This window comes from Nocardioides sp. WG-D5, from assembly GCF_054031175.1.
On the sequence record NZ_CM132928.1, the window covers coordinates 5,451,275 to 5,464,098 of the forward strand.

A 12,824-nucleotide genomic window follows, 5' to 3' on the forward strand; every position below is an offset into this window, starting at 1 on the left:
TCAGGCGACGACGCCGAAGCCGCCGGTCCAGGGGATCTGCTCGGCGGCGGCCAGGGAGATCTGCAGGAAGCCGAGCGCCTCGAGCTCGCGGGCCCGCTTGAGCGCGCCGGCGTCGACGGCCCGCAGGCCCGCGGAGGTGACGACCTCGGACAGCGCCGCCTTGGCGTCGGCGTCGTCGCCGGCGATCTGGACGGCCGTCGCCAGGTCACCGACCGTGCCCTCGGCCAGGGTGGCGGCGAAGGTCGTGTTGAACGCCTTCAGGACGCGGGAGTCCGGCAGCGCCGCCGCGAGCTCGGCGGCGGCGGAGCTGTCGGCGGGGACGGTGAGGGAGTCGAAGGTCTCGAAGTCCACCGGGTTGGTGATGTCGACGACGATCTTGCCGGCCAGCTCGGCGCCACGCTGGGCGAGGACCTCACCGAGGGCGGGGTAGGGGACGGCGAGGACGACGATGTCGCCGGTCGCGGGGGTGGCGGCGTCCGCCTTGCCGAGCAGCTGGGTCGGGTGGCCGCCGCGTGCGGCGACCGTCGCGATGGCCTGACCCATGTTGCCGGTGCCGATGATCGAGATGTCTGTCATGTCGCACTCCTCAGATGGAAGGTTGTTGCTACAACAAAACTCTCACGGAATGGTTGTAGCGTCAAGTTTTTGGTTGTAGCGACAAGCTGGCGGGCTACCATGGACCTGTGGACGATGTCTGGCTGGATGATGACGAGATGGCCGCCTGGCTGCGGCTGATCGCGATCGTGGAGCTGCTCCCCGGCGTGCTCGACTCCCAGCTGCGCCGAGATGCCGGCCTGACTCACTTCGAGTACTTCGTCCTGGCGGTGCTCTCCGAGGCCGACGACCGGACGCTGCGGATGACCGCCCTGGCTCATCGCACCAACGCGACCCTGGCGCGCCTCTCCCATGTGGTGCGCCGGCTCGAGGAGCGGGGCCTCGTGGAGCGGTTCCCGTGCCCGGAGGATGCGCGCGCGACCAACGCCCGGCTCACCGCCGCCGGCTGGGACGCGGTGGTCGCGGCTGCGCCCGGCCATGTCGCCAACGTACGCAGCCATGTGCTCGACGGGCTGACCGCGGAGCAGGTCCGGCAGCTGACGGAGGTCGGCGACGCCCTGCTCGCGCGCCTCGACCCGAAGGGCAAGATGACGGCCCTGTATCGGCCCGAGGCGCCGTAGGCGCTGTGTCTCTGTGCGCTCGGGGTCTCCGTTTTCCTTGACAGGAAACCAAATGGTTTCCTATTGTGGAGCTGTGGAACAGGTGTTTCGAGCTCTTGGTGACCCGACTCGGCGGGCACTGCTCGACGCCCTGCTGCTGGAGGACGGGCAGACGCTGTCCTCGCTGGTGAGCCGCCATTCCATGACTCGCCCGGCAGTCGCCAAGCATCTGGCGATCCTCGAGGAGGCGGGCCTGGTCGTCGTCGCCCGCAGGGGACGCGAGAAGCACCACTTCCTCAACGTGGTGCCGATCCGCGAGATCCATGACCGCTGGGTGACGAAATACACCGAGACCTGGGCGAGCGGCCTCGCCGACCTGAAACGAGACCTGGAGCGCACGATGGAGAAAGTCTTCGAGATCTACATCCGCACCACCCCGGAGCGACTGTGGGAGGCGATCACCGACCCGCAGATCCGCGGGAAGTATCACTTCGGGGCCGGCGTCCACTCCGACTGGACGCCGGGGTCGGGCTTCACCATGGTGCACCCCGGCTCCGAGCGGCCGCTCGCGGAGGGCGAGAACGTCGTTGTCGAGCCGCCGAGGCGACTCGTGCAGTCGATGCGCACGCTCTGGTCCGACGCCGCCGAGGAGCAGGGCACCACGCGGGTGACCTGGGAGATCGAGCCCGTCGGCGACTCCTGCCGCCTCACCGTGACCCATGACCAGCTGCGCGGCGACGCGCCCCCGGAGCTCTACGGCGGCTGGCCGATGATCCTGTCGGGCCTCAAGACGTGGCTGGAGACGGGGGAGACCCTGACCACCCCGGGATCACAGATGTACGGACCCAGCTGACGCCCCGTCGACGTCATCGACCGAGAGGAACCCTGATGAGCACCATCACCGATATCCGCACCGTCGGCATCACCACCGCCGACCAGGACAAGGCCATCGCCTTCTACCGTGACACCCTGGGCTTCGACGTACGACTCGACGTCGACGGACCGACCCGCTGGATCGAGGTCGCTCCGCCCGGTGGCGGTGTCTCGCTCGCCCTCGAGGCCGGGGACCGCTCGGCGGGGGAGATCAGCGAGACCGGGATCCGCTTCACCGTCCCCGACGCGGCCGCCGAGCGGGACGCGCTCAGCTCTGGCGGGGTGAGCGTCGGGGAGCTGCTGAGGTGGCCGGGCGTACCGCCGATGTTCACCTTCGATGACCCCGACGGGAACCGCTTCGTGATCATCGAGCAGGCGTCATGAGCACCCCGATCGACAAGACCTTCACCGCGACGCTGACCCGGAGCGAGGCGAAGGGCGGCTGGACCTACGTGGTCACTGATTGGACCGCGGAGTTCTTCGGCACCCGCGGCCTCGTCAGGGTCGCCGGGACGATCGACGCCCACCCCTTCGAGGCCTCCTTCATGGCCCTCGGCGACGGCACCCACAAGCTGCCGCTCAAGGCCGAGCTCCGCGAGGCGCTCGGCAAGTCCGCCGGCGACCCCGTCACCATCCATCTCACCGAACGCCGCTGAGATCGGCCTGGCTCAGGTAGCTCGCGGTGAGCGCGACCATCTCCTCCAGCACGGCCTCGCGCGGGTAGGGCGGTCGGTCGAGCACCCAGCGCAGCGCGATGTTCTCCATGGCCACCACCAGCACCCACGCGGTGAGCTGCGCGTCGGGGCGGGTCCTCGCGACCGCCCCGGCGTGCAGATAGGCGGCGGTGAGATCGCGTACGCGGGTGACGAGTGCCGCGTGCCGGTCCCGGTTGCGGGAGGCGGGGAGCTCTTCGGTCAGGACGCGCAGGAGGGTCGGATCCTGCTCCAGCCCGGCGAGCAGCGCGTCGGCGACCGAACGGATCGCCGCCGTGCCGGTGGTGTTCGTCTGCAGCGCCAGCGCCGAGGCGGTGCGCTCGGAGACGTCGTCCCAGTAGCGGCTGATCACGATGTCGAGGATCGAGGCCTTGTCGGAGAAGTACTGGTAGAGCGATCCGGGGCTGATCCCCGCGGCGGCCGCGACCCGGTTGGTCGAGAACGACTCGTAGCCGTCGTCGACCAGCACCTGCCGCCCGGCCGCCAGGATGAGCTCGACCGTCGCCTTCGAGCGGGCCTGGGTGGGTGTCTTGCGCACGGGCTCAGACTAGGTGGAACGCGAATTGAAAGCGAGCTCCTGCTCGCATCAGGCTGGAGGCATGACCACACTCGCGCAGCAGGGCACCGAACCCACCGGATTCCCCACACGTTTCCGCGAAGGCGAGGCGCGCGGCCGGCGTCTTGGCCGACCGTTGCGCCTCCTGGGGCGTGTCGAGGAGATCGACGAGGAGCTGCTGGAGCGGATCGGGCGTGCCTTCGGTGAGCGGGACGAGGCCGGCGCACGGCTCGCGGAGGCGATCCGGATGCGAGCCGGGACCTCGGGCAAGGTCACGATGGGCCAGCTGCGTACGGCTCTGGAGCACGGGGTCGCGGCGGTGGAGTCGCCGCCTCCGGCGCTCGCCGAGTTCTTCGCGCAGGTCGAGGCCACGCCGGAGTGGGTCGACTGGGACCTCGTCGACGAGGGCGGCCGCGTGTTCACCAGACTCGGCCAGAACGCGGCCGACGTGCTCCTGCAGCTCTCGCTCATCAGCGGCTACCGATTCGGCGGCCCTCCGGATCTGCTCGTGGCCACCGGCGGTCTGACCGGCAGCACCGCCCGGCGGCGTCTGGCCGAGACCCAGCACTGGGCGGTGAGCCTGCGCCGGCCGGGTGCGCTACGACCACCGGGTTCGGGCTCGGGTTCGAGCTCGGGGGAGGCGTGGCGGCTGACCGTCCACGTACGGGCCATGCATGCGCTGGTCAACGCCGGGTTCGAGCAGCGGTGGGACACCGCCCGGTGGGGCCTGCCGATCAACCAGGCCGACCAGGCGGCCACGCTGGGTTTGTTCGACGGCGTACTCATCATCGGGTGCCGGGCGCTGGGCGTGCCGATCTCCCGGCGGGACGCGCGGGCGCTGATGCATCTGTGGAAGTACGTCGGCTGGCTCATGGGCGTCGACGAGGACTTCCTCGTCGATGACGAGTGGGAGCGGCACCGGATCAACTATCACGTGCTGCTCGCCCAGGCGGAGATCTCCGAGGCCGGGCCGCAGCTGGCACAGGCCGCGGTCGAGGCCCAGCGGGAGCGCCAGTACCCGGGCTGGCCGGGACCGTTGCGCCGGGTGCGTGGCTGGTACGAGGCCGAGCGGCTCCTCTCGATGCTGACCGTCTTCCTCGGGCCCAGGTCGATGCGCGAGCTCGGCCTGCCGACCAGGCCGCCCTGGGCACACGCGTACGTGGTGCCGATGAACCTGGTCAGATATCGGGTCCTCGGCCGATCCGCGCGGGGTCGGGCCCGGCTGGAAAGGCGGGGCGACCGCAATGCCGACTCGCTGCTGGCCGGCTACTTCGGCCCGGAGCACGCGTCGGTGGGCAACCTCCCGGAGTGAGCTCGGTCAGTCGCGGGCGGCGACGGGAGCCGTGAGGGCCGCCTGGATCGTGCCGTCGATCAGGTCGGCGGCGTCCGCGGCCTTGATCTCGCCGCGGTAGACGGCGCCGGAGGCGGCGTGGAGGACGCTCTGGAGCAAGGTCAGCTGCCACTCGAGCGGTTGGTCGTCGCGGAAGCTGCCGTCGCGACGACCCCGCTCCATGAGCGGTTTCCAGCGGTCGAGCAGCCCGACGTGGACCTCCTGGAACCGCTCGTGGGGCATGCTCTGCTCGGCGGCGACGATCAGCGCGCCGTACTGCTGCGTCAGCTGCCAGGACGCCTCGAGGAGCCGGGTCAGCGCCGCGCGGGGGTCGCCGTCGAGATCGACCGCGCCGAGCGCCTCGTCGGACTGCTGGATCGCGCGCTCGACGACCCGGGTGACCAGCGTGTCTCGGGACTCGAAGTGGCCGTAGAGGGTGACCCGGCCGACGCCGGCCGCCTTGGCGATCTCGGCCACGCTGACGTCGGGATCGCGGGCGAGGCAGGCCGTCGCCGCGTCCATGATCGACTCGATGTTCTTGCGAGCGTCGGCGCGCTTCAGGGTCGTCATCGGCCAGAACCTCCCACGAGATGATGAACATCAGAGTACAGGTTAGGTTCGCTGGATCGGCTCACGCCCGCTGCTGCGTCGGGCGTGGCTCCTGGTCGGTGACTGATGAAGTCCGGATCTGGGCATGGGCGTGGTGGCCGTGGCTCCCGGAGTACTCGCCGGGGCGCGCGAGCATGGCGGCGAGCATGAGGAGCAGCATCAGTACGTGGCCGAGCAGCATCAGGCCATCGGTGCTGATCACCCCGAGCCACAGGAGCGGGAAGAGGACCACGAAGCCTGCGTACATCGCTGCCGACATCTCCACGACCGGCCGCCGGCCGTGGCCGCGGAAGCGCATCCAGACGGCCATCGGGATCACCATCGTGGTGGCCATGACCAGCGACTCGACGTCGGCGCGATGCGTCCATCCGTCCGCGGGCAGGCCGGCGGTGGCGAGCATCCAGAGCGGATAGAGCACCATCATCCCGACGACCATCGCGATGATCATCTGCAGGTAGTGGAGCGCGAACGTGAGTGCCCGCGATCTCGGGCGGCGGGTCTTCGTCATGACGCGGTCTCCTGGTGGGTCTCGAGGGTTGCCGAAGGCCGGCCGGGGATGAGTGCTCCGGCGAGGACGGCCGCGAGCGCTGCGATCACCGCCGCGACCAGGTAGGCCCTCTCGAAGCCGGTGGTGGTGCCCTCGACGAGGCTGGCCGCGGCGACGCCGGACATCACCGCCGCGCCGAGCGAGGCGCCGAGCTCGTGGAAGGTGCTCAGGATGCCGGAAGCGACGCCGGCGAGATGAGGCTCGACCTGGCTCAGCGCGGTCGCCGAGGCGACCACGAAGAGGACGCCCAGGCCGGCCGAGCCGATGCTGACCGCGACCACGGTCGTGAGCGTGCTCATGCTGATCGCGGGTACGACGAGCCCGGCGCCGGCGATGAGCAGCCCTACGACGCCGAGGGTGCGGGCGCCGACGCGACCGATGAACCTGCCGGCCAGCTGTGCGCCGACCATGGTCGCCGCGGCGACGGGCAGGAACAGCAGCCCGGTCGTGAGCGGTCCGTGCCCGGCGGAGCTCTGCAGGTAGAACGTGCCGAGGAAGAAGACCGCGACCATCAGTGCGGTCGCGATGAAGAGCACGAACGTGCCGGACAGCACCGGTCGCCGCGAGACCAGTGCCGGGTCGATCAGCGGGTGTCGCGTACGCCGCAGCCAGCCGGCCAGCAGGAGGTAACCGACGATGCCGGCGAGGACGAGCCCGGCCGTGCTGGGTGAGGTCCAGCCGCCGTCGCCGGCCTCGACGAAGCCGAGGATCAGGAGCCCGGTGGCGACGGTGACGATCAGGGCGCCGACGAGGTCGAGACGTACGTCGCCTCCCCATGCGGGCAGCGGCGGGAGCAGCCGGGCCAGCAGGACCGCGACGACCACGCCGACGGGCACGTTGATCAGGAACACCCACTCCCAGCCCGGGCCGGCGGTCAGGGCTCCGCCGAGAAGGACGCCGATCGCCGCGCCGCCGGCGCCCAGCGCCGACCAGATCCCGAGCGCGCGGTTGCGCTCGTCGCCGTCGAAGAGCCGGACCACGGTCGAGAGTGCGGCGGGGGAGAGCATCGCCGCCCCGACGCCCTGGGCGACCCGGCCGCCGATCGCGAGCTCCGCGCTGGTGGCGAGGCCGGTGGCCAGGGAGGCCACGGTGAAGACGGTCAGCCCGGTCAGCACCACCGGCTTCGGTCCGAACAAGTCGGCGGACCGGCCTCCGAGCAGCATCAAACCGCCGAACGCGAGCGTGTAGGCACTCACCACCCAGGTCAGCGCATCGCGCCCCAGCCCGAGGTCGGCGCCCATGTGCGGCAGCGCGATCGCCACCACCGTGACGTCGAGGATGAGCATGAACTGGGCCAGGCCCAGCAGCCCGAGCAGCCGCCATCGACGAGGGTCCGCGGGCTGCTCCGTGGCGGGATCGTGCGTGGTTTCGGTCATGGGGCTCTCTCCTCCGCTAACATGAACAGTGCTGTTCGAGATTATCTCGAACAGCACTGTTCGACAACCGAGATCACGACGGCAGGAGACTCATGAACTCGACAACGACCGCTCTTGCTGCGCCGGCGTACCTGAAGCGTCCGGTCTGGGGGCACTGGCCGGCCGCGCTCGGGCTGGCAGCGGCGACGTTCCAGATCGTGACTGGAGTGGCGACCGACGCGGTCGCCCTCACCGTCACTGTCGCCGCGAGCTGCTACCTGGCCGCGGCGGCCCTCGGCCTGCGCTGGATCGCCTGGGCGAACATCCTCGTCGGCTCGATCGTGGCCATCCTGAGCGAGCTGGCCGGCGCTCCGTGGTGGCTCGGGCTCGCGGTCTTCGCCGCGATTCTCGTCGTGGTCGGGCTGCTGCGCCGAACTCCCGTCCGACCGCTCTCCGCCGAAGGGCTCGCGATGATCGGTTTCGGCGGCCTCGCGGTCGCGGCCGCGTCGATCTCGCCTCGCCTCGGCCTGGCTCTGGCAGGTGTCGCGCTCGCCAGCCATGCGTCGTGGGACTACGTCCACTGGCGCCGCGACGCGGTGGTCCCGCGGTCGATGGCCGAGTTCTGCATCGCCCTGGACGTCGTCTTCGGTGCGTCCGCCATCACGCTGGCGATCATCGGATGACGCCCTGAGTGGCGTTCGGCACGCTGAGCGATCGAGTCCTTACCTTCCCGTTACCGGCGCTCAACGGCGCAGTCATCGCTGCCGGTCATGCTGGATACCGAGGATCCTTCCGACCCTGCAGTTCAAGTGAAGGAGGCGAAGATGGCAGTCGAAACACGACCCGCCGGGAACACCGACGTCCCGTCCACCGTGCACCGCGAGACCCGCATGGCACGATTCATCCGCTGGGCGGACGACTACACGCTGTGGGCGTTCAACCCGCCGGCCGCGCTGGCCGTGGGGGCGTCCCCGACGCGCAGGCTGGAGGCAGAGCTGCCGGTGGTTGCCGGCGTCGACGACCCGGTGGCTGCCCTCCGCGACCTCGAGCGCCTGCGCTGCACGGTCGACAAGCGCCTCGAGGACCTGCACGAGGAGAGTGCGCAGGCCGTTCGGCTGCTGCGCCGTCGCGGCTGGTCGTTCGGGCGGATCGCGGCCGAGACGGGCATCAGCAACGTACGCGTGGCGCAGCTCGCCCGGGCCTCGCTCGGCCGGGGGCGGTGAGACCCCCAGCCGGTGAGGGGCCGCCCGCGGCTCGGCGCATGAGAGTCGGCCACGCCTCCTGATCGACCGCGAGCCAGGGCGTGGTGGCGACGTCCAGAGGCGTCCTGTTCACGATCGAGCGCATCTCACGGTTGAGATGTGGCTGGTCGGCATAGCCCGCCTGAGCCGCCGCCTCGGCGGGCGGGACGCCCATGGCGAGAAGCCTCGCGGCCCGGTCGAAGCGGACGAGTCGGGCGGCATGCTTGGGGGAGAGCCCGATCTGGGCTCGGAAGCGGGACCACAGCCGCTGGCGGGACCAACCCGTCTCCTCGGCGAGGGCATGAACGCCGGACCGGCCGTGTCGGAGGTGGATCTGCTGCCAGACGTACGCAACCTCGGGATCGACCGTGCGACGGGTGTCGAGTCGGCCACCAAGGAAGCGGAGGACCAGAGCGAATCGCTCCTCCCACGCGGTGGTGTCTCGTAGGTCGGCGCCGAGCCGCCTCGCCGCGGGCCCGAGGACGTCGCCGAGCTCGGTGACGTTGCCGACGAGCGCGGAGGTGTCAAGGACCTGGGCGGCGAGAACCGGCGACAGTCGCACCTGGAGGCACTCGCCGGCGGCTGAGCCGGAGAAACTCACGCGGCCGGGGAGCAGCCCGATCGCGGCGCCGCCCGGCGTACGCGTTCCTGACCGGTCGTGGACGGCCCAGTCGTGGTCGCCGAGGTCGAAGAGCAGAGTGACCGCCGGGTGGGCGACCATCGCGATGTCGATGGGGTCGGTCCCCTCGTGGCGGAACCCGGCCATGTGGACGCCCGGGATGGACCTGGCGATGCCTGACCGATCGGGAATCGTGACGTCCACCTGCGACCAGTCCATGGCTTCAGGCTAGGGCCGCGGGCAAGGCCGACAATCGTTCAAGACGACCCGTCGATCCGTGGGAGATCGTCGGACCATGACTGCGTACGAGACTCCGACCGTCGATGGTGTCCACCTCGTCCACGACGGACCGGAGACCGCACCACCGCTGCTCCTCATCCATGGTTCGGGAGCCAGTGGCTCGACGTGGGAGCCGATGGTTCCGGACCTCGCGGAGCGGTTCCGGGTGCTCCGGATCGACCTGCCGGGCTGCGGCAGGTCGAGCACGGCGACGACCTATGCCGTCCCCGATCAGGCCGATCGGGTCGCCGCCGTGCTGGATGATCTCGCTCTCGAGAAGGTGGCGGTCGTCGGCCATTCCAGCGGCGGGTACGTCGCCACCGCGTTGGCCGAGCGACGACCAGACCTGGTGGGGCAGCTGGCGCTGCTCAGCACCGGACCGAGCATGGAGGCGCTGCGCCCGGAGCCGGCACTGGTCAAGCTGCTCACCGGGGCCGTGCTCGGTGCCGTGATCTGGCCGCTACGCACCGACGCGTTGCTCCGGAAGGGCATCGCCGCCACCGCTGCGCGGCCGGTGACGATCAGCGACGAGGCCGTCGACGACCTGAGGCGCACATCCTTCAAGACCTTCAGGGCGATCATGCGGGCGAACCGTGACTACCTCGCCGAGCAGAGCATCCCCGAGCGGCTGACCCGGATCGGGCGGCGGCCGCTCGTGATCTTCGGGGACGCGGACCCGCGCTGGGATCCTGCGTCCGCGCACGCGTACGACGTCGCGTCGGGCGGCCGCGTCGCGTACCTCGCGGGCGTCGGGCACGTTGCCATGCTGGAGGCACCGGCCGAGACGGCGCAGCTGCTGCTCGACTTCCTCGACTGAGCCGGCGGGCTCTACGCGCTGTCGCGCGGCAGCACTCCCGGGCCCTCGCGGAGCTCGAAGACGAGCTGCGTCTCGGTCTGCCGTACGACGCGATGGACGGTCACGTGCTGCAGCACGAAGTCGCGCAGCGCCTCGGCGTCCTCGACGGCGACGTGGAGATGGAAGTCGTCGGCCCCGGCGACGTGGAAGGCCTGGATCACGCCGGGCGTGGTGGCCAGGTCGTCGTAGAGCTTCTCGACGTGCTCCTTGCTGTGGCTGCCGAGGCGGACCTTGATCACGGCCTGCAGCGGGTAGCCGAGGGAGCGGACGTCGACGTCGAGGCGACGGCCGGTGATGACGCCGCTGTCGCGCAGGGCTCGCAGCCGGTAGGCGCAGGTCGACTCGGCGATGCCGAGGCGCGCCGCGAGGGCCTTGTTGGTCAGCTCGGGGTTGTCGCCGAGCTCGCTCAGGATGCGGCGGTCGACGGAGTCGAGGGACGGTTGCGCTTTCGCCAACTGGGTCACCCTTGATCATGGGTCGCATTGCTCGAAAGCGGCAAGATCGCGGGTTCGCCGGGATCTTCAGCAATCGATGTGGTCGGAACTTGTGATTCTCGCCACCATCTTGGCATGCCGCTTCAGAACCCTCACCTCGACTCACTCGCCGTCCACGCCGGTCGGGAGGACTTGGCGATGCTCGGCGTCCACGCCCTCCCACTCGACCTGTCGTCGACCAACCCGCTGCCCGACATCGAGCGCGGCGGCGAGTCCTACGAGGCGATGGCGACCGGCGGTCACCCGAGCCCCGAGGGTGGGTACGTCTACCAGCGGCTGTGGAACCCGACGGTCGCCCGGTTCGAGTCGGCGCTGGCGAAGCTCGAGCGGGCCGAGACGTCGGTCGCGTACGCCTCCGGCATGGCGGCGATGACCGCGGCGATCATCGCCAGCACGTCCTTCAGCGGGAAGCGGCACGTCGTCGCGGTCCGGCCGCTGTACGGCGGGACCGACCACCTGCTCGCCTCCGGTCTGCTGGGTGTGGAGGTGACGTTCTGTGCCGAGCACGAGGTCGCCGGCGCGCTCCGAGTCGACACCGCGTTGGTGGTCCTGGAGACCCCGGCGAACCCGACCCTCGACCTCGTCGACATCGCAGGTGTCGTCGCGGCCGCGGGGGACGTACCGGTGCTCGTGGACAACACCTTCGCGACCCCGGTCCTGCAGAACCCGCTCACGCTGGGAGCGGCGATGTCGCTCCACAGCGCCACCAAGTACATCGGCGGCCACGGCGACGTCGTCGGCGGCGTGATCGCCTGTGACGAGGAGACCGCCGCACGGTTGCGTCAGGTCCGCGCCGTCACCGGTGGCCTGCTGCATCCGCTGGGTGCGTACCTCCTGCACCGCGGCCTGGCCACCCTGCCCACGCGCATCCGCGCCCAGCAGGCCGGCGCGGTCTCGATCGCGGCGTGGCTGCGATCCCACCGGGCGGTCGAGCACGTCTACTTCCCGGGTCTCGATGACGACCGCGGCCTGGTCGGGAAGCAGATCAGCGGCCCCGGCGCGATGGTCACGATCGCGCTGCGCGGTGGGTACGAGGCCGCTGCCCGTGTCACCTCGTCGGTCCGGCTCTTCACCCACGCCGTCTCCCTCGGTGGCGTCGACTCCCTCATCCAGCACCCCGCCGGCCTCACCCACCGCCCCGTCGCCGCCCACGCCAAGCCGTCGGCGAACCTCGTACGACTCTCGATCGGTCTGGAGTCCCCGGAGGACTTGATGGCCGACCTCGACGCCGCCCTCTCAGACGTGCCCGTCCCCACCGCCCGCACCGCAGACTCCGAGGGCCGCGGGGTTCTGTCGCCCGAGTTCGCCTGATCCCCAGGGAGCCGCTGTTTCGCGGTGCCGAAAACTCGGTACCCACCCTCGCGGTTCTCGCCTCGGGTGTTCGCCGGGGAGGAACGTCGGCGCCACTTCGTCTACAGCCAAGGGGAGACGCGATGACGCAGAACGCGAACGTCGATGGCGAGGCAGGTGCCCCGACCGAGCTCCAGGAGCCGGAGCCGGTCGAGGAAAGCCCGGACGTGCAGAACCCGCCGGCGGTCGGCAAGTGGCCATGGCAGGTGTCGGCGGCCATCGCCGCGGTGGCTCTGATCGCGGTGCTGCTGGTCCTGGCGCTCGGCTGGGCCTACATCGTCCAGCACAACGAGGCACAGGAGCGTGCTGACTGGGAGCAGCTGCTCGGCATCATCGACCGGGTCCAGAACATCGCGCTCTTCGTTCTCGGCGCGCTCCTCGGGGTCTCGGTGACCGGCGCCGCTGCAAAGAGCGCCGCCAACGCCGCCGACCAGAACAAGAAGGAAGCAGAGAAGCAGCACGTCGCAGCCATGCAGAACATGCAGGCGGCCGAGAACAACATGAAGGTCGCAGAGCTCGCCGCCCATGACGCGCGTGCCGCCGTCACGCAGCTCGCCGCCCAGATCGACCAGGTGAAGGCCGGCTCCGGCCGAGATGTCCTCGACCGGATCGGCGAGGACATCCAGGTCCTGGACCTGTCCGAGAGCGGCGTGCTCGACGCGCTGAGCGAGCTCGGCCGAAACGGCGGCGGGCGATACGTGGTGCTGCCGCAGTCCAGCCTCGATGCCGTACGCGCGCCCGACACCAGCGAAGCCGAGAAGCTGGTCGCCGACCTCCAAGAGCGGTGGGCGTGAGCCGGGTCCAGGAGATCGACGAGCCGGGACTCGTGACCCATCTCAACCGTGGTG

17 protein-coding genes are annotated in these 12,824 nt (G+C 70.4%); 10 read left to right on the top strand and 7 right to left on the bottom strand.

From position 1 onward, the window contains the following. Positions 1–576, bottom strand: coding sequence for an NADPH-dependent F420 reductase (locus tag ACWZJV_RS26350; RefSeq protein WP_457179445.1), 576 nt, complete (start codon positions 574–576; stop codon positions 1–3). Between the two features lie 107 nt (positions 577–683). Here ACWZJV_RS26350 and ACWZJV_RS26355 point away from each other — a divergent pair, with 107 nt between their 5' ends. The 4 genes from ACWZJV_RS26355 (at position 684) to ACWZJV_RS26370 (ending at position 2,683) form a co-directional block, all read left to right on the top strand. Next, a complete protein-coding gene (locus tag ACWZJV_RS26355; RefSeq protein ID WP_196874399.1) occupies positions 684–1,175 on the top strand; it encodes a MarR family winged helix-turn-helix transcriptional regulator in 492 nt (163 codons plus the stop codon). 73 nt (positions 1,176–1,248) lie between these two features. Continuing rightward, entirely contained in the window at positions 1,249–2,007 is a 759-nt protein-coding gene (locus tag ACWZJV_RS26360; protein WP_457179446.1) for an ArsR/SmtB family transcription factor, read from the top strand. A gap of 35 nt (positions 2,008–2,042) precedes the next feature. Continuing rightward, on the top strand, positions 2,043–2,411 hold the full coding sequence (locus ACWZJV_RS26365) for a VOC family protein (RefSeq protein ID WP_457179447.1): 369 nt from the start codon (positions 2,043–2,045) through the stop codon (positions 2,409–2,411). Then, entirely contained in the window at positions 2,408–2,683 is a 276-nt protein-coding gene (locus tag ACWZJV_RS26370; protein ID WP_008361382.1) for a DUF1905 domain-containing protein, read from the top strand. Before ACWZJV_RS26365 ends, ACWZJV_RS26370 begins: the two co-directional genes overlap by 4 nt. Here the strand turns inward: ACWZJV_RS26370 and ACWZJV_RS26375 are convergent. Continuing rightward, positions 2,667–3,278: a TetR/AcrR family transcriptional regulator gene (locus ACWZJV_RS26375; RefSeq protein ID WP_457179448.1), complete on the bottom strand. Its 612-nt coding sequence runs from the start codon at positions 3,276–3,278 to the stop codon at positions 2,667–2,669. The two genes, ACWZJV_RS26370 and ACWZJV_RS26375, sit on opposite strands and share 17 nt — an antisense overlap. Before the next feature lie 61 nt (positions 3,279–3,339). On the opposite strand from ACWZJV_RS26375, the gene ACWZJV_RS26380 reads away from it, so the two are divergent. Continuing rightward, the gene (locus ACWZJV_RS26380; protein WP_457179449.1) at positions 3,340–4,608 is read left to right on the top strand and encodes an oxygenase MpaB family protein; all 1,269 of its coding nucleotides are present in this window, start codon (positions 3,340–3,342) and stop codon (positions 4,606–4,608) included. A gap of 6 nt (positions 4,609–4,614) precedes the next feature. On the opposite strand, the gene ACWZJV_RS26385 is transcribed toward ACWZJV_RS26380, so the two are convergent. From ACWZJV_RS26385 to ACWZJV_RS26395, 3 genes are all read right to left on the bottom strand, one after another. Next, positions 4,615–5,196 carry a TetR/AcrR family transcriptional regulator gene (locus ACWZJV_RS26385; RefSeq protein ID WP_457179450.1) on the bottom strand — a complete coding sequence of 194 codons (582 nt, stop codon included), beginning with the start codon at positions 5,194–5,196 and terminating at the stop codon, positions 4,615–4,617. A gap of 61 nt (positions 5,197–5,257) precedes the next feature. Further along, the gene (locus tag ACWZJV_RS26390; protein ID WP_457179451.1) at positions 5,258–5,743 is read right to left on the bottom strand and encodes a hypothetical protein; all 486 of its coding nucleotides are present in this window, start codon (positions 5,741–5,743) and stop codon (positions 5,258–5,260) included. Next, positions 5,740–7,158 carry an MFS transporter gene (locus tag ACWZJV_RS26395; RefSeq protein ID WP_457179452.1) on the bottom strand — a complete coding sequence of 473 codons (1,419 nt, stop codon included), beginning with the start codon at positions 7,156–7,158 and terminating at the stop codon, positions 5,740–5,742. The genes ACWZJV_RS26390 and ACWZJV_RS26395 overlap by 4 nt, the downstream gene beginning before the upstream one ends. Positions 7,159–7,250: 92 nt before the next feature. On the opposite strand from ACWZJV_RS26395, the gene ACWZJV_RS26400 reads away from it, so the two are divergent. Both ACWZJV_RS26400 and ACWZJV_RS26405 read left to right on the top strand, forming a co-directional pair. After that, positions 7,251–7,820: a hypothetical protein gene (locus tag ACWZJV_RS26400; RefSeq protein WP_457179453.1), complete on the top strand. Its 570-nt coding sequence runs from the start codon at positions 7,251–7,253 to the stop codon at positions 7,818–7,820. A 141-nt stretch (positions 7,821–7,961) separates the two neighbouring features. Then, positions 7,962–8,360 (top strand): hypothetical protein, encoded by a 399-nt coding sequence (locus ACWZJV_RS26405; RefSeq protein ID WP_457179454.1) that lies wholly within the window; start codon positions 7,962–7,964, stop codon positions 8,358–8,360. Here ACWZJV_RS26405 and ACWZJV_RS26410 read toward each other — a convergent pair. Further along, positions 8,305–9,216 carry a helix-turn-helix domain-containing protein gene (locus ACWZJV_RS26410; RefSeq protein ID WP_457179455.1) on the bottom strand — a complete coding sequence of 304 codons (912 nt, stop codon included), beginning with the start codon at positions 9,214–9,216 and terminating at the stop codon, positions 8,305–8,307. The genes ACWZJV_RS26405 and ACWZJV_RS26410 overlap by 56 nt on opposite strands. A 76-nt stretch (positions 9,217–9,292) precedes the next feature. On the opposite strand from ACWZJV_RS26410, the gene ACWZJV_RS26415 reads away from it, so the two are divergent. Next, complete coding sequence (locus ACWZJV_RS26415) at positions 9,293–10,093, top strand: alpha/beta fold hydrolase (protein ID WP_457179456.1); 801 nt, start codon at positions 9,293–9,295, stop codon at positions 10,091–10,093. Positions 10,094–10,104: 11 nt separating this feature from the next. On the opposite strand, the gene ACWZJV_RS26420 is transcribed toward ACWZJV_RS26415, so the two are convergent. Beyond that, on the bottom strand, positions 10,105–10,596 hold the full coding sequence (locus ACWZJV_RS26420) for an Lrp/AsnC family transcriptional regulator (RefSeq protein ID WP_457179457.1): 492 nt from the start codon (positions 10,594–10,596) through the stop codon (positions 10,105–10,107). A gap of 105 nt (positions 10,597–10,701) precedes the next feature. Between ACWZJV_RS26420 and ACWZJV_RS26425 the strand changes: the two genes are divergently transcribed. Together ACWZJV_RS26425 and ACWZJV_RS26430 are read left to right on the top strand one after the other, a co-directional pair. Further along, complete coding sequence (locus tag ACWZJV_RS26425; RefSeq protein ID WP_457179458.1) at positions 10,702–11,937, top strand: trans-sulfuration enzyme family protein; 1,236 nt, start codon at positions 10,702–10,704, stop codon at positions 11,935–11,937. Positions 11,938–12,059: 122 nt separating this feature from the next. Next, complete coding sequence (locus ACWZJV_RS26430; protein ID WP_457179459.1) at positions 12,060–12,770, top strand: hypothetical protein; 711 nt, start codon at positions 12,060–12,062, stop codon at positions 12,768–12,770. The last annotated feature ends 54 nt before the right edge of the window (positions 12,771–12,824 follow it).